At 53.4% G+C, this 25,812-nt stretch carries 20 protein-coding genes; 16 read left to right on the plus strand and 4 right to left on the minus strand.

The genetic code is table 11. The features are described 5' to 3' along the window. Nucleotide 1: 1 nt before the first annotated feature. Complete coding sequence (locus tag EZJ44_RS00985) at nt 2-1,612, minus strand: succinic semialdehyde dehydrogenase (protein ID WP_131279227.1); 1,611 nt, start codon at nt 1,610-1,612, stop codon at nt 2-4. 199 nt (nt 1,613-1,811) lie between these two features. On the opposite strand from EZJ44_RS00985, the gene EZJ44_RS00990 reads away from it, so the two are divergent. From EZJ44_RS00990 to EZJ44_RS01025, 9 genes are all read left to right on the plus strand, one after another. Continuing rightward, nucleotides 1,812-2,156 carry a DsrE family protein gene (locus tag EZJ44_RS00990; RefSeq protein ID WP_131279229.1) on the plus strand — a complete coding sequence of 115 codons (345 nt, stop codon included), beginning with the start codon at nt 1,812-1,814 and terminating at the stop codon, nt 2,154-2,156. 63 nt (nt 2,157-2,219) lie between these two features. Further along, nucleotides 2,220-4,880 carry a DEAD/DEAH box helicase gene (locus tag EZJ44_RS00995; RefSeq protein ID WP_131279231.1) on the plus strand — a complete coding sequence of 887 codons (2,661 nt, stop codon included), beginning with the start codon at nt 2,220-2,222 and terminating at the stop codon, nt 4,878-4,880. 199 nt (nt 4,881-5,079) lie between these two features. Further along, the gene (locus EZJ44_RS01000) at nt 5,080-6,489 is read left to right on the plus strand and encodes a L,D-transpeptidase family protein (protein ID WP_131279233.1); all 1,410 of its coding nucleotides are present in this window, start codon (nt 5,080-5,082) and stop codon (nt 6,487-6,489) included. A 124-nt stretch (nt 6,490-6,613) separates the two neighbouring features. Next, nucleotides 6,614-7,555 (plus strand): alpha/beta fold hydrolase, encoded by a 942-nt coding sequence (locus EZJ44_RS01005; RefSeq protein ID WP_131279235.1) that lies wholly within the window; start codon nt 6,614-6,616, stop codon nt 7,553-7,555. Between the two features lie 45 nt (nt 7,556-7,600). Further along, entirely contained in the window at nt 7,601-8,293 is a 693-nt protein-coding gene (gene rarD, locus EZJ44_RS01010; RefSeq protein ID WP_241658541.1) for an EamA family transporter RarD, read from the plus strand. Next, a complete protein-coding gene (locus tag EZJ44_RS08880; protein WP_241658542.1) occupies nt 8,277-8,579 on the plus strand; it encodes an EamA family transporter in 303 nt (100 codons plus the stop codon). Before rarD ends, EZJ44_RS08880 begins: the two co-directional genes overlap by 17 nt. A gap of 81 nt (nt 8,580-8,660) precedes the next feature. Then, entirely contained in the window at nt 8,661-9,578 is a 918-nt protein-coding gene (locus EZJ44_RS01015) for a Gfo/Idh/MocA family protein (RefSeq protein ID WP_131279237.1), read from the plus strand. 182 nt (nt 9,579-9,760) lie between these two features. Then, complete coding sequence (locus EZJ44_RS01020; protein WP_131279239.1) at nt 9,761-11,029, plus strand: AGE family epimerase/isomerase; 1,269 nt, start codon at nt 9,761-9,763, stop codon at nt 11,027-11,029. A 49-nt stretch (nt 11,030-11,078) separates the two neighbouring features. Then, entirely contained in the window at nt 11,079-12,572 is a 1,494-nt protein-coding gene (locus EZJ44_RS01025) for a DUF1846 domain-containing protein (RefSeq protein ID WP_206661826.1), read from the plus strand. A 105-nt stretch (nt 12,573-12,677) separates the two neighbouring features. On the opposite strand, the gene EZJ44_RS01030 is transcribed toward EZJ44_RS01025, so the two are convergent. Continuing rightward, the gene (locus EZJ44_RS01030; RefSeq protein ID WP_165496056.1) at nt 12,678-13,865 is read right to left on the minus strand and encodes a class I SAM-dependent methyltransferase; all 1,188 of its coding nucleotides are present in this window, start codon (nt 13,863-13,865) and stop codon (nt 12,678-12,680) included. A gap of 10 nt (nt 13,866-13,875) precedes the next feature. Continuing rightward, a complete protein-coding gene (locus tag EZJ44_RS01035; protein WP_131279243.1) occupies nt 13,876-14,952 on the minus strand; it encodes an aldo/keto reductase in 1,077 nt (358 codons plus the stop codon). Nucleotides 14,953-15,026: 74 nt separating this feature from the next. Here EZJ44_RS01035 and EZJ44_RS01040 point away from each other — a divergent pair, with 74 nt between their 5' ends. Next, the gene (locus EZJ44_RS01040) at nt 15,027-16,505 is read left to right on the plus strand and encodes a Na+/H+ antiporter family protein (protein ID WP_131279245.1); all 1,479 of its coding nucleotides are present in this window, start codon (nt 15,027-15,029) and stop codon (nt 16,503-16,505) included. 137 nt (nt 16,506-16,642) lie between these two features. On the opposite strand, the gene EZJ44_RS01045 is transcribed toward EZJ44_RS01040, so the two are convergent. Continuing rightward, nucleotides 16,643-17,077, minus strand: coding sequence for a pyrimidine dimer DNA glycosylase/endonuclease V (locus tag EZJ44_RS01045; RefSeq protein WP_131279247.1), 435 nt, complete (start codon nt 17,075-17,077; stop codon nt 16,643-16,645). Between the two features lie 428 nt (nt 17,078-17,505). Between EZJ44_RS01045 and EZJ44_RS01050 the strand changes: the two genes are divergently transcribed. The 6 genes from EZJ44_RS01050 (at nt 17,506) to EZJ44_RS01075 (ending at nt 25,754) form a co-directional block, all read left to right on the plus strand. Continuing rightward, nucleotides 17,506-19,521 (plus strand): OPT family oligopeptide transporter, encoded by a 2,016-nt coding sequence (locus tag EZJ44_RS01050; protein WP_131279249.1) that lies wholly within the window; start codon nt 17,506-17,508, stop codon nt 19,519-19,521. Between the two features lie 321 nt (nt 19,522-19,842). Continuing rightward, complete coding sequence (locus EZJ44_RS01055; RefSeq protein WP_131279251.1) at nt 19,843-22,206, plus strand: carbon starvation CstA family protein; 2,364 nt, start codon at nt 19,843-19,845, stop codon at nt 22,204-22,206. Between the two features lie 216 nt (nt 22,207-22,422). After that, on the plus strand, nt 22,423-22,638 hold the full coding sequence (locus tag EZJ44_RS01060; protein ID WP_131279253.1) for a YbdD/YjiX family protein: 216 nt from the start codon (nt 22,423-22,425) through the stop codon (nt 22,636-22,638). Between the two features lie 151 nt (nt 22,639-22,789). Continuing rightward, complete coding sequence (locus tag EZJ44_RS01065; protein ID WP_131279255.1) at nt 22,790-23,116, plus strand: SemiSWEET family sugar transporter; 327 nt, start codon at nt 22,790-22,792, stop codon at nt 23,114-23,116. Continuing rightward, complete coding sequence (locus tag EZJ44_RS01070) at nt 23,113-24,171, plus strand: ABC transporter ATP-binding protein (protein ID WP_131279257.1); 1,059 nt, start codon at nt 23,113-23,115, stop codon at nt 24,169-24,171. Before EZJ44_RS01065 ends, EZJ44_RS01070 begins: the two co-directional genes overlap by 4 nt. Further along, nucleotides 24,171-25,754: an ABC transporter permease gene (locus tag EZJ44_RS01075; protein WP_131279259.1), complete on the plus strand. Its 1,584-nt coding sequence runs from the start codon at nt 24,171-24,173 to the stop codon at nt 25,752-25,754. The genes EZJ44_RS01070 and EZJ44_RS01075 overlap by 1 nt, the downstream gene beginning before the upstream one ends. Nucleotides 25,755-25,812: the final 58 nt, after the last annotated feature.

Here is a 25,812-nt window from a genome sequence, read left to right on the forward strand (position 1 = left end):
CTTAGAGATCAAACCTTTGCTGCACCTTGAGGTAGCTATGCAGGAGGTTTGCCCACACTTTCTCCCCAAGTAACTTGGGCGCACCGATGGGCATGAGACGCTGTGTGGCAACCGTCTGCACGTCCGTGTACTTGACGATGCCTTCCTCTCCGTGGCGATGGCTCAGACCGGAATCTTTGAAGCCACCACTCGGTGCATGGATTGACCCCCACGCTGCGGCGTACCCATCATTAATATTAACGGTACCGGCTTCTACACGTAATGCCATTGACTGAGCAATCTTCACATCGCCAGACCAAATTGCCGAATTGAGTCCGTAATTAGTGTCATTTACGAGACTTAAGGCCTGTTCGTCAGTATCAAACTTATACAAAGACACCAAAGGCCCAAACGTCTCCTCACCGAAAACTTGCATATCGGGCGTAACACCTTCTAATACCGTAGGCAAGAATGCACGTTTGGAAACTTCCGGAACCAAACGGCCACCTGCCAGCACTTTCGCACCCTTGGCAACGGCGTCGTTGATATGCTCCGTAACTTTCTCCACCTGAGAATCGTTGATAAGCGGTCCAATATCAGCTTTCCAATCCATCGAGGCGTCGAGGTTCATTTTCTTCACTTGCGCCACAAACTTCGGCACGAACTCATCCCAAATATCACGATGCACAAACAGGCGCTCTATCGAGATACAAAGCTGCCCCGACGACGAAAAACACGCTTTCACCGCACCAGCGACGGCGCGGTCAATCGGCGCGTCCGCCCGAATAATCATGGCATTCTTGCCACCCAACTCCGCCGAACATCCGATCAAATTCTTACCAGCACGCTCAGCAATCGAACGTCCAGTTGCCGAGGAACCAGTGAACATCATGTAGTTCGACAACTCAATCATCGGCGTGCCCAGCTCACGACCAGCGCCAATCACCACCTGGAAAAGGTCCTTCGGCAACCCAGCCCGCTCCATCAGCGACTTCACCACCAACGCGGAAAACGGCGTCTGCGAATCAGGTTTGAGCACGATGGCATTTCCAGCCATGATTGCCGCGATTGCGTCAGATGCAGCGAGGTTAAACGGGTAATTCCACGGCGAAATAATGCCTACTACTCCTTTAGGAATGTAGTTGATCTGCGTATGCGTCAATCCCGGCATCGCACCTGGTACACGCTTTGATCGAAGCATTTTCGCTGCGTGTTTCGCGTAGAAACGAGAGTTCAGTACGACGTCGTACACTTCTTCGAACGCCGAGCCGCGGCTTTTCCCGTTCTCCCATTGGATCACGTCGAGGATAGCGTCGCGATTCGCCAAGACGGTATCGACGAAGGCGAGCACCAATCGCTTGCGCTCACGAATATCGGTAGCAACCCAGGCTTTGGCAACTTTGCGGGCGCGCGAAAATACCGATTCAAGATCTTCACCTTTGATAACCGGAAGTTCGGCAATCACCGAATCAGTCAATGCGGAGGTTTTGGCTTCCATCACGGGCACGGATTCAGGATTGACAGAGCAAAGCTCTTGAAGGCGCGGAGCAAGAGATTCAAGGGCTCGACGACCGCGCTCATCGAGCTTCAAAAACTTCGCAGCGGAGTTTTTAGAACTTATGGTTTCAGTCATAAGTCCTATTGTGCACTCTTTTTCATTCTGGCGGGCAATGTTTGAGAAAATTCCTCTAATCGCGTGAATCTTTATCTCATATAGTGACCAAGGTCCCGAAAAAGAGTATCCTTTATTCCAGACGCATTCGCGCCGCGGTTTACAGCTCAGCAATGACGTGTGAGCCACAAACAACCGCAAGATATAAGGAGTACTTCGAATGTCTGATCTCAAAATCGTCTTTCACGTGAACGAAAACGACCGCTGGCCGTTCACGATCCGCTCGGTGCGCAATCTTGTACGCTCCACCCAAGGCGGAAAAGCCGTGGTGGTAGCCAATGGCGGAGCAATTCGCTCATTCTCTCAGCTCGATTCAGATCCAATGCGTTTCGCCAAAATCAAAGAGCTTCACGACGAAGGCGTACGTTTCGTGATCTGCGAAATCGCTATGAACGAGCGGCAAGTCAAGGCAGAACTTATCCCCGACTACGTGGAAATCGTGCCTGCCGGAATCGTGGAAATCGCCAAGCTCCAACAAGAGGGATACGGCTACATTAAGGCTTAACGTTTCCCTTGCCACAAATTCCAAGTTCCCCCTCTTGACCGATTTACGATTAAACTAGTCAAGATGGCTAGTTTCGATTTTGCGCAATTCCAAAGCTGCCGATCTGCAGTTGGAACATGGATCAGTACGCTGCAACAGCAGCGCAATTTGCTTGCCCAAATTCTGCGCGAGCACCGAATCGCAGGCCGAAAGCTGCTCAACACCGCCATTAATATCCCCTATTCTGAGCCGCGCTGGACGCTCCTCCCCTTGCCGGAATCGGTAAATCCACTGCTCGGAGTGCGCGAACGCTACAGCACTACCGAATTTCCCAGCATGGAACATCAGAATTTTGGGCGTCTTGTGCTCGACTCTGGCGTGCGCGCACACCGAGATTCAGCACCTCTCGATTCTGATTCTCCAGGTATTCTCAATCCGCGCATGCGCACCCAAGCTGAGAAAGCCGCCCAATTCTTAATTGATCTCTATGCCAAAGGCGTGGAAATTGGCTTCGATACTTCACTCGAACACACCCAAGAGCTGCGCACAGCAGCTCCAAATGCTTCGCTAGCTGACGCTCTCGATCCAAAATATGCACTGCGCGAACTGCTCACTCTCGACGAAGAAAATGTGGCAGAACTCGACGTCATCAATCTCGACCAAAGCGAGTTCGCTGATCTCTCTGCAATAGTGAACAAACTGGATGCCCTAGCGCGCGATCTCAACCAACTGCGCACCACCAGCCTCAAAATCTCGCATGAACTACGCGAAACTGCTGCTATCGACCGCGTCCGCAGCCTCGGCATTGAATACCTCAAAGATGTTAGCCGCGAACGCCTCAAGATTTCTGTGCTCAAAGAAAATGCGCTTACCACGGTTGGCCAGCTCATGGATCTGCGCTGGAAAGTCGGCGAGGTTCAAGGCATTGGCGAGGCAACGGCGTCGAACATCGTGAGCGCAACGCGCGCACTCAACACCGCGATTCTCGAAGAAACTCCCGTGCGCATCGACGTCGCCAATCGCACCGAGGCACAAACGAATCTTCTGCGCTCTATTTACACCTGGCAAGCAGCTCACGAATCCATCGGGCATAAGCAGGCGCTGAGTTTCGCCGCTGCTATAAAAGCGCGCGCTTACCACGTGTCTGGTAACGCGTCTCAGCTCATCGTGGTAGGGCGCGGCCGTCCTGCCACCGATTTCGTGGGTCTCGTGCGCGAGTGCCGAGAGCTGGCAGCGCAATATACAGGCCTAGGTGAGCTGCCCGAATTTTCCGACGACGACGTGTGGGCACGTTTCGCCCGCCAACCTGCGCAAACCTACGCACTCATGGCTGAACTGGGCATTCTCACCTCTGATTCCAAAAAGATTCGCGGTGAACTTCCCGAAGAGATCGTTATGAAGGTGCAAGAGACACAAATTGACACCGATTTGCTCACTGCTAACCTGCGTGGATATCAGAAATTTGGAGCGCGTTTTGCGCTCTCGCAAGGGAAAGTAGTGCTGGGCGATGAAATGGGCTTGGGTAAAACTCTCGAAGCCCTAGCAGTGCTCGCCCACCTATATGCGCAGGGTAAACGTCATTCGATTGTGGTGTGTCCAGCAGCCGTCGTCACCAACTGGTTGCGCGAAATCGAGGCGAAAACTGAGCTGCGCGGATACCGAATCCACGGAGCGGACAAACGTGACGAAGCGCTGCTGTGGCGCGAACATGGCGGCGTGGCTGTGACGACATTCGAAACACTGTCATGGTTTGAGGGATTCGTGCGCGATAGGAACACCGATGTTATTTGCACTGTGGTAGACGAAGCACATTACATCAAGAACCCAGAGGCCAAGCGCTCCCAACGCACCGCACGCCTAGTGGCACAGGCACGATACGCTGTGCTTCTCACCGGCACCCCGATGGAAAATCGGATCGACGAATTTAGAAATCTGATCCGCTATATTCGCCCTGACCTCGCCGTTCAATCTTCCGTATTGCCAAAGCGCTTCCGTAAGCAAGTTGCTCCTGCCTATTTGCGCCGCAATCAAGAGGACGTTTTGAGTGAACTTCCCGAGCTCGTTGAGATAGAGGACTGGTTGCCGTTGAGCAAAGGTGACCGCGAGATCTATGAAAATGCTGTTCGCGACGGTAACTTCATGGCGATGCGGCAAGCGGCGATGTTGAGCTCGGATTCCACGAAAGTTGAGCGTTTACGCCAGATCGTCGAGGAAGCTAAGGAAAACGGACATCGCGTAATTATCTACTCGTACTTCTTAACTGCGATGAATCGCCTACGCGAGGAGTTTCCGCAGGCTTTTGGGCCACTTACCGGCTCAGTTTCTTCCATGAAGCGCCAAGAAATGGTGGACGATTTCTCGAATGCCGAGCCGGGCGCAGTGCTCTTGGCACAGATCATGGCAGGTGGCGTTGGGCTCAATATCCAAAGTGCCTCGGTGGTAATTATCTGCGAGCCGCAGCTCAAACCAACTACCGAATGGCAAGCTATCGCGCGTGCACATCGCATGGGGCAGCTAGAATCAGTGCAGGTCCACCGACTTATCACCGAAGAAGGAGTGGACGAGCGTCTCTTCGCAGTACTTCACCGCAAATCAGAGCTTTTTGAAAGCTTTGCGAAAGTATCTTTGCTGGCACAGAGCTCAAGCGAAGCTCTCGAGTCTGAAGCTGTGGTTGCCCCACCGAGCGAAGCGCAACTCGCCCACTCGATTATTGAACGCGAACAAGAACGACTCTTTGGCGTCTAACTCTCAGACAGCGTTAAGACTCCGAAGACCTCTAACCGCCCGATACACCCAGTGCAATACGCCCGAAAACGCCAAGCATCGTGCGATAATTGTGCAGTGCACCCCATTACAGAAAATGTGAATTTTTAACACGCTAATTTCTGCGATTGGGTTTATGATTCAACTCGATAGTTATTTTGAGACATAGGATCCGTTGTAAATGTCAAAGAAGCGTTTAATCACTTGGAGTGTTGTTGGTGTTTTTGCGGCGATAGCGCTCGCTATTGGCATATATATTGCATACTTTGCGGCAGGGCACAAAGCGCTTCCAGGCACCAAAGTGGGCGACGTGTCGGTTACGGGCATGACGGCCGAACAGATCGCTTCACAGCTCAACACTGTGGCAAAAGAGGAATCCCTGAGTCTCATGGGATCTGACATCAATCCTCGCAAAGCCAACTTGCACGATCTGGGCATAACTATCGACGCACAAGGAACTGCTGATGCCGCTCTAGCCGCTAATTCCTCGTGGAAGAGCTACTTCACCGCTCCTTTTTCCACCACCACGATTGAACCCAAAGTTTCAACCAATGAATCCACTCTCGCTACGTTCGCGCACTCCCTGACGGAGGGGAAGACGACGGCGAAAGCACCAGTTGAGCCGAGCGTCGTCGCCTCGGGCGATCACTTTGAAGTCAAGCCGGGCGTAAAAGGAACTGGCGTGAATCCGGCAGACCTCAAAAAAGGCGCATTGGACATGATCCGTGCACAAAAAGGTATGCAACTTTCTTTGAAGCTGGCAGATGTAGCGCCTGCTGTATCAGACGAATCACTCAAGCCGCTAGCTGATGCCGCACAAACACTGGCTAAAACCGATGTCACGGTCAACACCGGCAAAGAAACCATCGCGGTTCCTATGGAAACCAAAGTGACCTGGGTTGATGTGACCTCTGGTCAGGCAAAAATCAATCCCGACGCCGTTAAGGCTTGGGTAACACAGGCAGCCGCTCCGCTAGCGAAAGACGGCGTGAAAGGTCTGCGTTATCTCAACACTCGCGGCGAAGTAACGATCGTGCGCCGCCAAGCAGTTGCAGCTACGACGGTCGGAAATATTGACGCGATTGCCAATGCTATTACCGCGAATATGAGCAAGAACGCGCCCACCAACGAAACCTTCCAGGTGGCAACTGCTGAACTTAAATGGGAAGACAAGATCGTTGATGCCGCAGGTAATCCGCTTGCCTACACCCCTACGGGTAATGAGAAGTGGATCGACGTAAACCTCTCAACTCACACCATGACGGCTTACGAAGGAACGGTAGCCGTGCGCGGACCAATTCCAATCGTCAATGGCGCATCAGCGACTCCTACGGTGGTCGGCACTTTTGCTATCGACCGTAAATACCCAAGTAAAACAATGAGGGGTGAGAACGTTGATGGCACGAAGTACGAAACTCCAGATGTCGAATGGGTGATGTTCTTCAAAGGTCCATACGCTATTCACGCAGCATATTGGCGTTCTCGCTTTGGCTATGCCGATTCACACGGCTGTGTAAACACGCCAACTAGCCATGCGAAGTGGCTATACGATTGGGCACCGCTGGGCACGGTAGTGGTCACACACGGATAATTACCGATTGCGTAACTAATTACGTAATGACGCGCGAGAGATTGCGCGGATTACCTCGCCACAGTGGCGGCGCTAATAATCAGGTATCATATGGGCAACTGGATGCAAAGCAAAGGAAGCCTCAATGAGTACACCTGCAATGAGTAAACCACTAGTTATCGATGGCGCAACGCTTGCCTTTTATCACTGGCCCGTTAGCGACGCATCGGCTTCGGCGTCCCCTCAGCCCACCCCTCGGGCAGTGGTACAAATTTCGCACGGCATGGCGGAATACTTGCAACGTTATGATGCCCTGGCAAAGTTCCTCAATACGCATGGAATTACAGTAGTTGGCGCAGATCATCGTGGCCATGGCTATTCACGGTCAGATTCGGATACCCTCGGCTACTTTGGCGACGGCGCTACGTGGGATACCGTCGTCGACGATCTTCACAGCGTTCGTCACTACGCACAAACCATCTATCCCGATCTTCCCTATTTTTTCATTGGACATTCGATGGGCTCGCTTCTCTTGCGCTCCTACCTGGCAAAATATGCCGATGGTCTGGCAGGAGCAGCAATCATTGGCACAGGTCTGTGGCCAAAAGGCATTGGCGACGCCGGTTTCGCCCTCGCGCGGGTGCTCGGTAAAACTCTGCCGATGCGAGAAGCTAAGCTGCTCAGCACGGCGTCTTTCGGCCCGTACAACCGTGGCTTCGGGCATCGCACGCCATTTGAATGGCTCTCACGCGATTCTCGCGAGGTAGATGCGTACGTCGCCGATCCGCTCTGTGGCTATACGCCGCCGAATATCTTTTTCACACAGATTTTGGGAGCGCTCAAAGCCGTGAATACCGACGCCGCGTTCGAACTACCTGCGCAGGTGCCGTTGTACATTGCCTCGGGTGAGGTTGACCCTTTCGGTGGTGCACAAGCAGTGCGTACCATCGCACGGCTATACACTCGGCATGGACAACGCGATATTGAAACGCATATCTACGCGGATGCCCGCCACGAGATATTTAACGAGCTCAATAAAGCCGAAGTCTTTGCAGATCTGGAAAGCTGGCTATCTCGCCACATTTAAGGTTCGGATTCTTGCTCGCCAGTGCGGCGTCGATACGATGGCATTGTGGCGGATTTTCAGGGACACGAACGTAGTAACGAACTCGGCAGTGAACGTAGCAATGAACTTGGCTCGGCTCAGGCATGGGCAAGCGGCGTAGGTGCGTATTTTCTCTGGGGACTATTTCCGCTCTATTTCAGCTTATTAGCACCCGCAAATTCGCTCGAAGTTATTGTGCATCGCGCGGTATGGGGAATGTGCACCTGTCTCGTAGCCATTATTATTGCTGGTCAGTGGCAGAATTTGCGAGCAGCAATTCGTGATCGGGCAGTACTTGGGCGCTTGTGTATCTCTGGGCTGCTCATCGTCGTGAACTGGACGAGTTATATTTTCGCTGTGCAGTCGGGGCGCACGGTGGACGCCGCGCTCGGGTACTTCATCAATCCGCTGCTTACGGTGGCACTCGGCGTCGTCGTACTCAAAGAGACGCTGAGTCGGATGCAGAAAATTGCCGTTACGCTCGGAGCCCTCGCGGTGATTTATATGCTCGTAGCAATGCAGAGCTTTCCGTGGCTCGCGCTGGCTATGGCAGGTAGCTTCGGTGCGTATTCGCTGGTGAAAAAGCGTGTTGCCAACCGAGTAAAGCCGCTGGTAGGTATGGCAGTTGAAACATCTGCCGTGGTACCGCTGTTGTTGATTTATTACAGCACGCTGGTGTTTCGCTCTGATACGTTTCCACACGTTGTCACAGCACAATGAGCCGTGGATTGGGCATTTCTTGCTTCTGGTGGGCGCGGGAATTCTTACCGTGATCCCGCTGCTCTTGTTTGCACAAGCCTCGCGTGGCCTCTCGCTGGGGATTCTCGGTTTACTGCAATACCTCAGCCCAATCGGTCAGCTGCTGATCGCCGTCTTCGTATTTCACGAAACGATGCCTACCGAACGCTGGGTGGGCACAGCAATCGTCTGGTTGGCACTGATTTTTCTTTCTGTCGACGGCGTCCGCGCGGTGTCGCGGTATCGCGGCAAGCCCCTTGGTGGTTGAGTATTCTTTTCCTGATTGCCAATAGCATCACGCCGCGAGACTCGGGTAGAATCTAGTTGTTCTTTGACTGGAGGAAAATCGATGACGATTAAGGTTGGGCTTGTTGGTGCAGGCTGGTGGGCACATGACGTGCACGCACCGCTACACCAGAGCGGCGAGGGTACCGAACTCGTGGGCGTCTGGGCGCGCGATAGCCACAAGGCAGCTAGTTTCGCAGCCGAATTTGGCGTCAAAGCATTCGAGAGTTTTGCCGAGCTTCTGAGCTGTTGTGATGCAGTGGATTTTGCAGTCCCACCGCATGTGCAAGCTCCGCTCGCTATTGAGGCAGCGCAGGCCGGAAAGGCACTGATCCTCGAAAAACCGCTCGCACCTGACCTTGCATCAGCGCTGCGCATGGTGGAAGCCATTGAGGAAAACCACACCCCACATATCGTATGCTTCACCCGCCGTTACAATCACGAAACAGTAGATTTTCTGGACGACGTAGCAGCTCTTGCAGTCAACGGAGATATTTTGGGCATGCAAGGTCACTACGTTCATGGTGGCTTGCTTGAGGGAGGTATTTTGCCGCCGTCGGGCACTTGGCGCCACGATTTCCACGGGATTTTGATGGATTTGGGGCCACATGCACTGAATCTAGCTGCGGCAGCGCTTGGAAAAGTGACGAAAGTTCGCGCCCAATCTGGCCGATTCGTAACCATCACCGCCGAACACGAATCCGGCGTATGTAGCCAGATTGCATTGTCTGGCTCAGTAGATGTGAATGCCGATGATTTCACCGAAACAGTATTTGCCGATTCAGGCATCGCGCATTTCGATGTGCGCGGGCAAGACCACGCCGAGTGCTGGACAAATATTCACGAAGAATTTGTCAATGCAGTTCACAATGGCACACCAGTCACCGTAGACGCCCGCGAAGCTCTCCATCTCCAAGCAATACTTGAAGCTGCGCGCGATTCGCACGAATCGGGCGTAACAGAATTAGTGGCGCATTATTGAGCGAAAAAGCAGGGCACGAGCTCACCATGACGCTAGCCGCAGCGGTGGAAACTTGAGTTTGCACCATCGCAACGCTGCCGCAACCCAACCGCATCGCAACGCTACTGCGCACAGCAAGTCAAAACGGCGTCGTCGCACGTCATAAACACAAATAACCAACACTAAGGAATTGGAAATCAGCAATGTTCGTAACCGAAGAAACCAAAGAATGGCTCAATGCCGAAACCTCGGCTCTTGTAGATTTCGCTCGTAAATCGCGGGTGGACGTAGGATTTGGAACGCTCGATGCCGACGGCGGTATCGACGCCGCTGCTGGCGCGCAGCTATGGATCAACTGCCGTATGACGCACGTCTTCTGTTTGGCGTATATGCGCGGCGACGACTCGGCTCGCGACTATGCTAAACACGGTATTCGTTCTTTGCTTACCAATTTCCGCGATTCGGAATACGACGGCTTCTTCTCAACAATTTCGCTTGAGTCAGGCGATCCGCTGGGCGAACGCGGTAGCCAAAAAGAAGCTTACGCTCATGCGTTTGTGCTGTTGGCGGCGTCGTCGGGCATCCAGGCGGGAATCGAAGGGGCTGAGGAACTCTTCGCCGCAGCAAAAGACGTACACGAAAAATACTTCTGGGAGAGCGTTGGGCTGGCGTGCGAATCGTGGGATCGTGCATTCACGGAAAACGAGCCGTACCGCGGCGTAAACGCCAATATGCACACCGTTGAGGCTTCACTTGCAGCTTGGGAGGCCACTGGCGATCTCGTCTGGCTCGGCAAGGCATACTCGATCCTGCACTTCGTGCTCGGCGAGGCAAAGGGCTTGGGCTGGCGCATTCCTGAGCATTTCGACACGCAGTGGAATTTGCTGCCTGACTTCAACATCGATCAACCGGCAGATCCGTTCCGCCCATACGGTATAACCCCTGGTCACGGGATCGAGTGGTCGCGATTGGCGCTCCAGTTCTGGGTTACGGCACAAAACATTAGCGCCGATCAGTTGCGTGAAATTCAGGCCGACGACGCATGGCTTGCGGAAATTCCGCAGGTAGCAGTGGCGTTGTACGATCAGGCACTCGCTGATGGCTGGGACGTGGACGGCGCCCCGGGAATTGTGTACACGACGTCGTACACCGGCGAACCCGTGGTACACGAGCGTATGCACTGGACGGTGTGTGAAGGCATTGCCGCAGCTGCCGCCTTTGCAACTTACGGTGAGAGTACCGGCGACTCCGAGCTGGTGAGCCGCATGAACGAACGCTTTGAGGAGCTACTTGACTTCGCTCTGGCCAAGATTATCGAAGCTCCTGGCCGCTGGACTCATGAGCTTGATCGAAACAATGTGCCATCGGGAATTACCTGGCCAGGAAAGCCTGACGTTTACCACGCCTACCAGTGCTTGTTGATGCCAATTATCCCATTGACGGCAAGCTTCGCGCAGGCAGTGAAGCGCTGAGGCGCACGCAGATTCTCATTTTGACAACACACATTTAACGGAAGGACTCGTGTTGGTTGCTATCGGTTTTGATAGAGAAAAGTACATCGCCTTGCAGTCGGAGCACATCGCGGCGCGGCGCGAAGAGATAGGTGGAAAACTCTATCTGGAAATGGGCGGCAAGCTCTTTGACGATATGCACGCCTCGCGCGTACTGCCTGGTTTCACGCCTGACAACAAGATTGTGATGCTTGAGCAGCTAAAAGACGAGCTCGAAATTATTGTGGTTGTGAATGCGATGGATTTGGAGCGGCAAAAGATTCGCGCCGACCTTGGCATTTCTTATGAAGACGACGTTTTGCGCCTTGTGGACGTGTTCCGTGAACGCGGTTTCTTGGTGAATAACGTCGTTCTCACCAGGGCGGATGAGGAAGGCAAGATCGCACAGGAATTTACTCGGAAGCTTGAGCGCCTTGGACTCACGGTATCGCAGCACTATACGATCGCAGGTTACCCAACCGAATCGACCCGGGTGGTATCGGACGAAGGTTTTGGCAAAAATGACTACGTACAAACCAGCCGCGATCTTATCGTAGTGACGGCGCCCGGGCCAGGATCGGGCAAACTCGCCACCTGTCTTTCGCAGGTCTATCACGACTATAAACGGGGTATTAAAGCAGGTTATGCGAAGTTTGAGACTTTTCCGATCTGGAATATGGCGCTCGATCATCCAGTGAATGTTGCTTACGAAGCGGCTACTGCTGATTTGGACGACGTGAACTTGATTGATCCGTTCCACCTTGCGGCATACGGCAAGCAAGTTGTGAGCTACAACCGCGATGTTGAAGTCTTTCCGCTGTTAGCGACGCTGCTTATTGAGATGTCTGGATCGTCGCCGTATCGCTCCCCCACCGATATGGGAGTAAATATGGCCGGATTGTGCATTTGCGATGATGAAGTTACCCGCGAGGCTTCACGCCAAGAGATTATTCGCCGGTATTACAAGGCGCTCGTTGATGAGAAGATCGAGAACGCGAAGCCAGTGGTTTCGCAGCGTATCAGCCTTATTATGAGCAAACTTGGGCTGAGTACTGCTGATCGGCGAGTGGTGAAAGCTGCAGTTGATTTGGCTGAGGAAACTGGCTCTCCTGCTTCGGCGATTGAGCTGGGTGATGGGAAGATTGTCACGGGAAAGACTTCGCCATTACTAGGCTGTTCAGCTGCAATGCTGCTCAATGCTTTGAAAGTTCTCGCTGGTATTGACGATTCCGTGAAGTTGCTATCGCCGCAGTCAATCAAGCCGATTCAGGCGTTGAAGACGGAACATCTCGGGTCTCGTAACCCACGACTTCATACGGATGAAGTGCTCATTGCTTTGTCGGTTTCCGCTGGTAGTTCAGAAGATGCTCGACGAGCTCTTGCCGAATTGCCTAATTTGCGTGGGTGCGACGTGCACACAAGCACGATTCTAGGCTCGGTGGATGAAGGAATCTTCCGAAATCTCGGCGTTTTGGTAACTTCCGAGCCAAAGTTCCTGCGAAAAGGACTCTACTGGAAACGCTGATCTGACACTGGTGCTCTAACTCAGGCGATGGTTGGGGTATCGCGTTATATAAGCGCGATACCCCAACCATCGCCTAAATTACGTCCGAAAAATCAAGAAGTTCGGCTATTTACGCGCTTGCAACACAGTAAACTTCGCATTTCGGTCGAGTTCTCGCACCTTGCTAAAACGCCGTTCAACTTCGGGTCGGTAACGCAAATACGAGTTGTGCACCAAGTACAAATCTCCACCTGACCGTAGCACTCGCCAACTGGCATCAAGCAGATCTTGAATCATCGTGGCATCTACCCGGGTACCAGCATGAAATGGCGGATTGAGCAGCACAAAATCAGCCCACTCAGCAGGAATTTCACTTCCAGCATCGTCCCACGTAACCTGCACATTCCCTGCTTCAATCGACTTGTGCAAAGTGAGCTGCGCTGATGCGCACGCATCAGCGCTGATATCAGTGGCATAGATTAATGCAGTGGGCAGCTGGCTCAACACCTGTAAAGAAACCGAAGCGTTCCCGCAGCCCAAATCCACAATTTGCGGCGGCGTATCAAAACCACGGCGCGGATCAGCAACTATTCGCTGCATATCCTCAGCTGCACGGCTGGCAAGGAACTCTCCACCAAAGTCGATCTTTGGCCCACCAAAAGCGCCGCCAACTCCGAAAATTTCGCCGTAATCGCTCACACTGCTGGGCACTTGATAAGCCAGATCAGCCCGATTCCCCACAGCGGCACTCACCAAGCACCGAAATTTGCCCACACCCAGCGTAGCTCGGCATTCACCAAGCACCTTTTCCAGCACCTGGTTTTGGCTCTTGCTCATGTGCTTTGTGTTCGCACCGGCAACGAACTGCACCCGCCCGCCAAAAAGCGCGAGCGCCGTCGCCATATATTCAAGTTCCGCCAGGGCTTTCGGCAAATGAGACATCGCCAGCACGCTCATGCCAGCGCCAAGCTCTTCAGTTTCGCAATTACTCTCGCTATCGCCCTCGCCGTCACCCACACTCGAGCGCAGCGCCGCCAGCCCAGCAAAGAACTCATCAAGCCGCATCGAGCCATCGATGCCGCTGATATGCACACGCTGGCGCACCAAAAGCTCATCAGCTAAGTCCGCACACGCTTTGGCCTGCGTGATCGTGCGCGATCCCACCACTAGATGCCGCTTGCGATCCTGCGTAATCTCATCAAGCGCTACGGCAAAAAGATCGCCGTAGGGATCATCAAACACAACAATGTAATCTGCCGTAGATAACCCCACCTCGCGTGCGTTATCAACGATCAGTTCATCAATTTTATTCATTAACCAGCTTTCAGGCGCGAGATTGCGTGGCATCCCACCAGAGGTTGATTCCCGAATCAACCGCGTGCACGTCAATAGCCTGCAGTTCTTCGGCGGAAAAGTCAAGATTACCCAAGGCTCCGGCTGAGTCTTCCATCTGCGCTACCGACGACGCTCCCACCAGCGCCGTTGTAACAGTGCGTGGTCCTTGATCGCGCAAAATCCATGCAATCGCCATCTGCGCAAGCGTCTGGCCACGCTGCTGTGCGATCTTATTGAGTTCGCGCACGTGGTCAAGAATATTGTTATTGAAGAACTCCTTGTTCATCTTTCCAGCACCGATGCGCGAATCGGCTGGAATTCCATCAAGATAGCGGTTCGTGAGCAAGCCCTGAGCTAAAGGAGTAAAGGCAATCGTGCCCATATTCTGCTCGGCTGTGACGTCGAGCAGGGATGGCTCACCCTCTTCGATCCACCTATTGAGCATCGAATACGAGGGCTGGTGAATCACTAAAGGCGTACCCAACTCACGCATAATCTGCGCCGCTTCCTGCGTGGCAGCTGCCGAATAACTCGAAATACCTGCGTAGAGCGCCTTACCAGACTTCACCGCATCATGCAGCGCCATCATCGATTCCTCAATTGAGGTATTGGCATCTGGGCGGTGGTGATAGAAAATATCCACGTAATCCAAGCCCATGCGCTGCAAGGACTCATCGAGCGAATTGAGCAAGTACTTGCGCGAGCCGCCAAAGCCATTCGGCCCTTCCCACATATCCCAGCCCGCCTTGCTGGAAATAATAAGCTCATGGCGGTGCTTGGCCAAATCTTTAGCGAGAATCCTGCCAAAATTCTCTTCTGCTGAACCGAAAGGCGGACCATAGTTATTCGCCAAGTCGAAGTGGAAGATGCCTAAATCGAAAGCTCTGCGAATAATCTCACGTTGAGTCTGGAATGGGCGATCATCACCAAAGTTGTGCCACAGTCCCAAAGCGATGCGCGGCAGCTGTAAACCAGTATTTCCACAGCGTGCGACAACTGTGTGACTGTAGCGATCGGCATCGGCTACATATGGTTCGCCGGTGGGAAGAAAGTTCAATTTGCTCATAAAACCATTGTGCCAAGTGTTCACTATGTACACCACCGGAACGCGGTAGTGACCTGATAGCTTAATATGCGAGTATGAATTCCGTTTTGATCTCCGTGATTGTGATGCTCGCACTCGCTCTTTTGCGCGTCCACGTGGTACTTTCCCTGTTCATTGGCGCGCTGGTGGGCGGGCTATTAGGCGGCCTCGGCTTCGACGGCACAATGCTCGCCTTCCAAGATGGCCTTTCGGGTGGCGCAAAAATTGCGCTGAGTTACGCCTTGCTCGGCGCATTTGCCATGGCAGTTGCCAGTTCCGGCCTGCCCGAAGCTCTCGCTCAATGGCTGATTGGCAAGATCAACAAGGAAGCCCACGCATCCACCACGGAGTCGCATGAGCAACACACACATGCTCTCAACCGCGCCACGCTGATCACGAAATGGGGCATGATCGCAGGTATTTTGGCAATGGCGATTATGAGTCAGAACCTGATCCCGGTACACATCGCGTTCATTCCGCTGCTTATCCCGCCTCTGCTTCCGATTTTCGACCAGCTCCGCATCGACCGCAGACTCATAGCCTGCGTAATCACCTTTGGTCTGGTTACCACCTACATGTTCTTACCAGTTGGTTTCGGCGCAATCTTCCTCAATGGTATTCTGCTCAAAAACATCAATTCAGCTGGTCTTAATACCGACGGCGTGAACGTCATGCACGCTATGGGCATACCCGCGATTGGCATGATTATCGGCCTGCTCATCGCCGTCTTCTTTACATACCGCAAGCCACGCAATTACGCCGCAGCTTCCGCCACCCCCACACACGTTACCGCCGCCGGTGCAACCAGCGCACCCGCTGCGAATAGCACGACGCCGCCGTCCACCGTTTCGCAGCAGCACACCACCTCGCAACAGCCTGACGACGCTACCCCAGTTTCGCGTTACCGGATCATTGTTGCACTGGTTGCGATTATTGCAACTTTTGCAATTCAGCTGATCATGATGAGCTTCGGCTTTAAGTCAGATTCCTTGCTCGTGGGAGCCTTGGTGGGATTGTCCGTCTTTATGGTGACGGGCGCCGTGAAATGGAACGAGGCGGACGACGTCTTCACTCAAGGCATGAAGATGATGGCCATGATCGGTTTCATCATGATTTCCGCACAGGGTTTCGCAGCCGTTATGAACGCAACTGGAGACGTAACGTCGCTGGTGGAGACGGCGTCGTCGCTGTTTTCTGGCAACAAGGCCGCCGCAGCTTTCGCGATGCTCCTAGTAGGACTCATCGTGACGATGGGTATCGGCTCCTCGTTCTCGACCCTGCCGATCATCACCACGATTTACGTGCCGTTATGTGTGAGTCTGGGCTTTTCGCCGCTCGCTACCGTGTCGATTATCGGCACTGCTGGTGCGCTGGGCGACGCCGGATCGCCTGCCTCTGATTCGACGCTCGGCCCCACGTCTGGCCTGAATATTGACGGCCAGCACGATCATATCCGCGATTCAGTTATCCCAACCTTTTTACATTACAACATTCCGCTGCTCATTGCAGGTTGGATTGCGGCGATGGTGCTATAAGCTGCGCTAATGTTGCCGCAGCACTGTCAACAGCGCCGAGGCACTACTACAAAGCTATCGGGAGCAATGCCGCGGAAATACTACGGTACTGCGGAAAAACTACAGTACTGCCGCCGTATCAGCGAGCTCGGCAGACACTACCGCTGCACGACCTCCCATGGCTCAATATCGCCTTCAACGAGATAGAAGCTCGGATGGAGTGCCGGCATACCGGATGGGAAATCCGTAGCTAACTCAGGGCTTCTACGCTGCAATTTTGCAAATAGATGCTCACGCTCGTACAAAACCTGCCCACGCGTAACTGGGAGAGCAGTTGTGTAGCGGGGAACGTCGTCGATCCTGGTTGGATCATAGTTATAACCGCGACGCACGGCGTCGTGATAGACGGCTTCGAGGTAGTGCGCGATAGCGCCGCGTGGATCAGGGCAGTTTTGAAAACGGTTGAGCTGCGGATGCTTGGTGTAACCGCGAGTTCTACCTGCTAACACCGCCTGCGCCAACAAAGCTTCGCGCCATAACGCCGTTAATCCTTGCCGATCAAGCAGCGAAGGGTGAAGTGACCACAGCCGCATTTCTACCTCTATTCGTTGGTCAAGTATTCGTTAGTGCCGAGCTTGCGTATGACGCAATGCTAGCCCACTTTGTGTGGTCACTTCATTGCAGGAGGACGTGCGCGGGAATTGTCCGCCTATGCGGGCAATTGTTGTCAGGCTATGCGTGCAACTATTATCCGTTTGCTAGAACAGATGCCTCACACAGTAAGAACTGCACATTATCGCATATTTATACAACAATACGATAAGATTTACACCCAATTTCTGTGACAAACCACCGAAAATTGAGCATTTTCAAGTAATTAGTATTAGGCTGTGCATGTATATATCCATCAGAGATACATGCTTTAGAGATCGCGCTATCAGTTCGTAAAGTTCGCACATACGATTTAGTTCGCATATACGACTTTTCGCACAATGTGGCGCAAACCGAGAAAGGATTTGCTGTGTCATCCAGTAATAGACCAGCTTCACGCACCGGAGCTGTATCAAGCTCTACATCCATCCGCGAGCTCACTCTTCGTGCCATCATCATCGGTGGACTCATCACGCTCGTATTCACCGCCGCCAACGTCTACCTTGGCCTCAAAGTGGGCTTGACGTTCGCAACTTCCATTCCAGCAGCAGTTATTTCGATGGCGATTCTTCGCAGATTTGCTGGTCATACCATCCAAGAAAACAATATTGTACAAACGATCGCGTCCGCGGCGGGTACGCTTTCTGCAATCATCTTCGTGCTTCCCGGCCTCGTAATGGTCGGCTGGTGGAGTGGTTTCCCATACTGGACCACTGCCGCTGTCTGTGCATTTGGTGGAATTTTGGGCGTCATGTACTCCATTCCACTGCGTCGCGCCCTCGTTACCGGCTCTGACCTTCCCTATCCAGAAGGCGTTGCCGCAGCTGAAGTACTCAAAGTTGGTTCCGACACCGAAAACGTTGAAAACACCGAAGAGAACAAGAAGGGCCTCGCCGTCATCATCTGGGGTTCAATCGCTTCCGCAGGTTATGCACTCCTCGCTGCTATGAAAGGCGTGGCAGGCTCGATTTCGGCAGCATTCCGCCTCGGTTCCGGCGGCACAATGATCGGCTCCAGCCTGTCCCTCGCCCTGATCGGCGTTGGACATCTTGTTGGAGTTTCGGTTGGTATTGCAATGATCGTGGGTCTGTTGATTTCCTACGGAGCGTTGTTGCCGTACTTCTCTGCGCAGGTTCTCCCCAAGGGCGGGGAACTGGCCGACGTCGTTTCCTCGACTTTCTCCCACGACGTGCGTTTCGTTGGCGCAGGTGCGATGGCTGTTGCCGCTGTGTGGACGCTCATCAAGATCATCGGCCCGATTGTGCGTGGAATCAAGGATTCACTCGCCTCGTCGCGCAGCCGTAAGAGCGGTGAAGAGCTTCCTATCACCGAACGCGATATTCCATTCAACATCGTGCTCGGCGTTATTTTGGCCTCTATGCTGCCAATTGGCGCACTGCTTTACCTGTTTATCCACGTCTCAGAGATCTCGAATCACACTGTGACGCTCGTGATCCTTTCGATCCTGTTCGTACTGCTCATTGGCCTTATCGTGGCTTCAGTGTGTGGCTACATGGCCGGTTTGATTGGCGCATCAAATTCACCAATTTCTGGTGTAGGTATCATCGTGGTGCTCACATCAGCACTGCTCATCAAGGTAGTAACAGGCAATGAATCCGCTTCTAACGCTCCGGCTCTCGTGGCATACACACTGTTTACCTCGGCAGTAGTTTTCGGAATTGCAACGATTTCAAACGACAACCTCCAAGATCTCAAGACTGGCCAGCTCGTTTCCGCAACTCCGTGGAAACAGCAGGTAGCACTGGTTATCGGTGTGGTATTCGGTTCGCTGATTATTCCACCAGTCCTCCAGCTCATGCTCGATGGCTTTGGTTTCGCCGGCGCTCCTGGCGCGGGTGAAAATGCACTTGCCGCTCCACAGGCTGCGCTTCTTTCCTCGGTTGCCAATGGTATCTTCGGCAACTCGCTCGACTGGAGCCGCATCGGACTCGGTGCCGCGATCGGCGTCGTCATCATCATTGTGGACGAAGTTCTCAAGCGCACCAAGAAAGGCATGAGCCTTCCGCCACTCGCAGTGGGCATGGGCATGTACCTGCCAATTTCGCTCACCCTGATGATTCCACTCGGTGCTTTCATCGGCCGTGCATACGACCGCTGGGCAGAACGCCGCACCAATTCTGAATCGATCAAGCGACTCGGCATTTTGCTCGCTACCGGCCTGATTGTGGGCGAATCGCTCTTTGGCGTAGTGCTCGCTGGCATCATCGGGGCAACCTCGAATGAGGAAGCACTCGCTGTATTCAACTATGGCGAGATCCCAACGCAGGTAGTTGGCGTGATCGTCTTCGCCGCAGTGGTTTACGTGCTCTACCGTTGGGTGCAGAAGCTCGCTATTGCTCCTGCAAAAGCGGAAGCTGAGAAGTAAATCAGGTACTAAATCACTTAATGTGAGTTTTCAATGAGTTTTTTGTGAAGCTTCACGGGGAACTCCATGGGGAAACACACCAAAATATCTATTCCTCGTACTGTTAGATCGCTCTGGCAGTACGAGGAATTTTTATCCCTGCAAGAGATTTTCGCCTTGCAATTAATGCTCATACGTGTTCAAATCTTACGCGAATAGTTTTACACTAATTACACAAATCACTAATATCGCCGCACGTCAAATACGTGAAAGGCGAGCTCCCACGGCTCGCAATTCATGTAGCAGTGCAGATATTCAATATTTCGAGCAATGGAGATCGATATGGCAAAACACGCTGCCGCCGACCTACCGACTTACACTCCGGAAGAGGAAAAGTGGGTCATTAGAAATAAAGACGGTATCCCAATTGGAACGAAACCTCATACCAAATGGACGTGGTGGAGAATCGCAATTTGGGTAGGAATCGCACTACTGGGCGCAATTGGCTGGACGATGCTCGCCATCATCCGCGGCGAAAATGTTAACGCTATTTGGTTCGTTATCTCAGCTGTCTGCACCTACGCAATTGGTTACCGCTTCTACGCACTTTATATTCAGAAGAAGATCATGCGCCCCGATGATCGCAACGCAACCCCTGCTGAGCGAATCAACAATGGCAAAGACTTCGATCCTACCAACCGCGTAGTGCTCTACGGCCACCACTTCGCCGCCATCGCTGGCGCTGGCCCGCTTGTTGGCCCAGTATTGGCAGCTCAAATGGGTTATCTGCCCAGCACGCTGTGGATCATTTTCGGCGTTCTCGTAGCTGGTGCGGTACAGGACATGCTCGTGCTGTTCTTCTCGATGCGCCGCGGCGGACGCTCGCTCGGCCAAATGGCACGCGATGAAATCGGCAAATTCGGCGGTACGCTGGCCACGATCATTGTGTTTATCATGCTCATGATCGTATTGGCCGTGCTCGCTATGGTTTGTGTTAATGCACTTGCCGAAAGTGCATGGGGCGTTTTCGCAGTTGGTTGTACCTTGCCAATCGCTATCGGCATGGGTCTGTGGTTGCGCTACGTACAGCCAGGAAAAGTCACGCAGGTGTCGATTGCTGGATTTGCCCTGCTCGTCTTCGCAATTATCGGCGGCCGCTGGGTTGCTGAAAGCTCCTTCGGCACATACCTCCACCTCTCCCCAACCACGCTGGTTTGGGCAATGGTTATCTACGGTTTCTTTGCAGCAGTTCTTCCAGTCTGGCTTCTCCTCACGCCACGTGACTACCTCTCAACCTTCATGAAGGTTGGCACGATTGTGCTGCTCGCTTTGGGCATCGTTGTTGTGCGCCCTGTGCTGGAAATGCCAGCAGTAACCGAATTCGCCACCAATACCGCAGGTCCGGTATTTGCTGGCACACTGTTCCCGTTCTTGTTCATCACAGTTGCTTGTGGAGCGCTTTCGGGCATGCATGCCATGGTTTCCTCTGGTACCACTCCAAAGATGGTGCAAAAGGAAACACAGGTTCGCATGATCGGCTATGGCGGCATGCTCATGGAGTCCTTCGTGGCAATTATGGCTCTAGCTGCGGCAACAAGCCTTTCACAGGGCATCTACTTCTCGATGAACACCTCGGCAGCTTCGCTTCAAAAGATCGCCGGACCGGACGTCGTCGCCACCTCGAAATCTCCTGAGGAACTTGCCGCAACGTCAATCAAGAAGATGGGCGTCACCGACGTGGCAGGCAAAGAAATCGAAGCTCACTGGACGTCTCAGGACGACGCCGGAAACACCGTCACCTACTACGGTGCAGATGCGCTCAAGAAAGTTGCCGAAGATGTGGGCGAGAAGTCGATCGTCTCGCGTACTGGCGGCGCACCTACACTAGCTGTGTCGATGTCGAATATTATGCGCCAGTGGATCGGCGGAAATTCGATGGCAGGCTTCTGGTATCACTTCGCGATTATGTTCGAGGCGCTGTTCATTCTCTCGGCTGTGGACGCCGTCACCCGCGTGGCGCGCTTCCAGCTCTCCGATGCCCTCGGTAACTGGATTCCAAAGTTCAAAGATCCATCGTGGAAGGTCGGCGCATGGCTTGCCACCGGCGTCGTGGTAGCTTCGTGGGGATCGCTGCTACTCATGGGCGTTACCGATCCACGCGGTGGCATCCAAACTCTCTACCCGCTCTTCGGTATCGCAAACCAGCTGATCGCAGCCGTTGCACTGATGGTTGTCACGGTAATGGTGGCGCGTAAGGGTTACAAGAAGTACATCTGGATTCCGGCGTTGCCGCTGGTATTCGATACGGCGACGACGTTCACCGCTTCGTACCAGAAGATTTTCTCCCCTGATCCTGCCCTCGGTTATTGGACGCAGCACGCCAAGGCGAAGGAACTGCTTGCTTCGGGCAAGCTCGACGCCGCTAATACTGAGATTCAGCAGGCTGTGGCACGTAATACCTTCATCCAAGGCACACTGTCGATCCTGTTCGTTGTGGTAGTAGCGCTCGTGTTTATTGCCGCGATTATTGAGATCGTCAAAGCATTCAAGCGAACCGAGCCAATTACCTCGGAAGATCCGTTTGTTGAGTCGAAGTACTACGCTCCAAGCCAGATGTTCCCAACGTCGCTCGAGCGCAAGTTGGAGAAGGAATACGAAGTGGTGGGCGATCCCGCACTCGTTCCTTCAAAGCATTCCGGGCACTGAGCTTGGGGAACTAATCCCTGGGCACTGAGCTCTGCGAACTGAGCTCAGGTTCTAAGCTCTAGACCCTGAGCTGCAAATAAGTAGCCAATAAGCAATAGGTGGTGATCAGCGCCGTGTGTCGAACAAGGTTCTTGCACGCGTTGATCACCACCCAAGCAAAAAGCTGAGCACTACACCTGAAAACCACACCTGATCACCACAAAAACAACGGCGGTAATGATGAGTAAAATCGGCAAGTTTGGCAAGATGTTGCGCCATATTGCTTCGGAAATTCGCTGGTACACCCGAGAATTTTTTGGGGATACGGCTTACGAACGATATGTGGCACGGCATCGAATTGAACACCCAGACCATCCACCGATGTGCGAGCGAGATTTTTGGCGAATGCGAGATCGCGACGCCGAAGATCAGGTGCAGACGGGGTGTTGCTAGTACCACTGCTGCTCGCGTTACTTGACCACATGCTCTAACTCAGGCGATTTTGTGGCTATCATGCTTCTAGAGAGGCGATAGCTACAAAATCGCCTGTTTTACATCCCAATAATGTATAGTCAAGTTGAATTATCAACCACTTGGGGGATTCATGCTCACCGCTCTGTCGATTATCACCACATTCTGGGGTGTGATTATGTCTATCGCGCCCATTTTCCAAATTCGGGTGATCCTCAAAACCAAAGACTCTTCTGGAATCTCCGCCGCATGGGTAACAGTACTGTTCATTGGCTATATTCTGTGGTTTAGCCTCGGTGCAGCCACCGGCTCCCTCCCCCTGATGATCGCTAACGGCGTTGCCCTTGCAACTGGTTCCGTCCTACTCTGGGCTGTTTACAAATACCACTCGCCGGCAGCGGAAGATACACCAAGTACAGGAACAATCCACCCAGCATCAGAAACTAATTCACGCCCATGAACAGCGCAGAACTTGTAATCAACATCGAGGGCTTGGTCAAAAATTTTGGCAAATTTACTGCACTCAATGAACTAAATCTCCAGATCAAAGCGGGTGAGGTCCACGGCTTCCTCGGCCCTAATGGCTCGGGAAAATCAACTACCATTCGAGTTCTGCTCGGTTTGCTTAAAGCCGACGCCGGTGAGGTTACGGTGTTTGGGAAAGATCCGTGGCGTGATGTGGTTGAGTTGCATAAACGCCTCGCTTACGTGCCCGGCGATGTTTCGCTGTGGCACAATCTTTCCGGCGGTGAAGCGATTGATCTGCTCGGTAACCTGCGGGGCGGACTCGATTCCCGGCGTCGTCAAGATCTCATAGAACGCTTCGGACTAGATCCCACCAAACGCGGGCGCCAGTACTCGAAGGGAAATCGCCAGAAAGTGGCTATTATTGCTGCTCTCGCCTCTAACGCAGACTTACTCATTCTCGATGAGCCTACGTCTGGTCTCGATCCACTCATGGAAGCCATTTTCCAAGATGAAATCGCTAGGGAGAAGGACGCCGGAAAAACAGTGCTGCTCTCGAGCCATATTCTCAGTGAGGTCGAGGCGCTTGCCGATCAAGTGAGCATTATTCGGCGCGGAAAAATCATCACCTCTGGCAGCATCGAGGATCTGCGCGGACGTGCAAAGATGACTATTTCTGCCACACTGAGCAGGTTGCCAGAATCTTTCCAAAGGTCGGATATTTTCCAAAATGTACATCTCGACCGCGGCAATCACTTTACGGCACAGATCGACGCAAACCACGTAAATACGGCACTTGCTGAGCTTCTTCATTTTGGCGTCGCCAACCTCACGGTTACGCCAGCATCACTCGAAGAACTCTTCCTCACCCAGTATGAAGACTCGCAGGGTGACGAATCGGCGCAGCGCACAAAGCCGTCTGTTGCGGAAAGCGAGAAAAGCAGTAGCGAGCATACCAAGCCGTCTGCCCAGGCAAACCAGCCCGATACCCAGCCGAACAGTTCATCGCACGACTGTGCCCCGAAACCGGCGAATGAGCAGGCGCAATAATGCACGCATTCACCGGTACCGCGCAGCTTTACCGAGCAGGAATGAGGTACGACCTCAAAAAGATTTTGCCGTGGGTGCTGCTCATTTCTTTACTCTCGGTCTCCTCAGTGCTCGCCTACGATGTGGCCTTTCCCGATCTTGCCGAACGGCAGAAAATGGCACTCGCCATGCAGTCGAACCCCTCGTTATCGATTATCTTCGGTCCGGCAAAAGACTTGCTTACGAGCGATGGCTTTAATGCCTGGCGCGCTGGTCAGCTCGGTTGTTTCTTCGCAGCTCTCATGGCGATCTTGCTCGTCACGCGAAATACTCGCGCCCAGGAAGACTCGGGGCAAGGCGAACTGATTGCATCCGGCGTCGTCACCCGCACGGCGCGGCTTATCGCGCCGGTACTGATGGGCGTTACCGCAGCTTGCCTGCTCGGAATCGTCTGCTTCTTGGGAACGTGGGCGTCCGGTGGCACTCCCATGGCGACGGCGGTAATCGCGGGAGGCTACACGGCGGCGGCACTGATGTTTACCGCCGTCAGCGCTCTCACCAGTCAACTTGGATCAAACGCGCGCATTGCCAATACGCTCGCGATTGGCTCTGCCGCATTTTTCTACGTGCTACGTGGCTACTTCGATTCAAGTGCGGCGGCGGAGTGGACGCTTTGGCTCACACCGTTCGGATGGATTGAAAGAACGAATCCTGCCATCAGCAACGAGTTTCTCCCCTTCGTAGCTTGTGGAGTATTTTTCGTCATCGTGCTGGCAATAGCCCTGATACTCGATGCGAACCGCGATTTCGGATTTGGATTCATTGCACAACGGCCAGGCCGCGAGCGCGCTCCCCGCCTTGGAATTTTTGGCTTCGCCTGGAAAACTAACCGCGGCACGCTCCTGAGCTGGTGGTTCGCCTTTGCATTCTTGGGCATAATGTTTGGCACGCTCTCCACTTCCATCGTTTCCGTGTTCAAAGACAACCCAGAACTGCTGAAAATGATGGCGGGTAAGGCCGCTGAATCGAACCTTATTTATGCTTTCATCAGCTCAATTTTGCAAACTATCGCAATCATGGCGGCCATTCTCGGCGCACAGCTCATGATGCGCTTTTACGGTGAGGAAACGGGTCTGCGTGCCGAACCGCTGCTAGCAGGCCCGCTTTCGCGGTGGCGCTATCTGCTGAGCAGCGTAGTTTGGGTGTACTTCGGCACGGCAGTTGCAATGGCAATTTCAGGGCTCGCAATCGGATTTGCCGCCACGTATGGTAGCGATACAGTTTCGGTGTTGCACGTATTTAAGCAGGCTATAGTTACGATTCCGCCAGTTTGGTTGCTCAGTGCGGTCGCGATTGTGACGGTTGGCGCGATTCCAAAGTTACGTGCGCTGAGCTGGATTGCGATTTTGGCGACCTTCAGCATCACCATGCTCGGGCCGTCGTTCAAAGCTTCCGACGACGTTTTGCGCCTGAGTCCGCTCCATCACGTGCCAAATCTCGACGCCGCATCGCCACAATGGTCTGGCATATATGTGCTCCTCGTGGCTACGACGCTGCTGACTGCCACCGCTTTTCTTGGATACCGACGCCGCAATATCGCCTGAAACGAATCTGACATCAACCGCGCTCTCGCAGGCAAATTTTTCGCTTTTCAGGCTAGAA

This window comes from Arcanobacterium bovis, assembly GCF_004331995.1.
In the GTDB taxonomy this organism is placed as follows: Bacteria; Actinomycetota; Actinomycetes; order Actinomycetales; family Actinomycetaceae; genus Arcanobacterium_A; species Arcanobacterium_A bovis.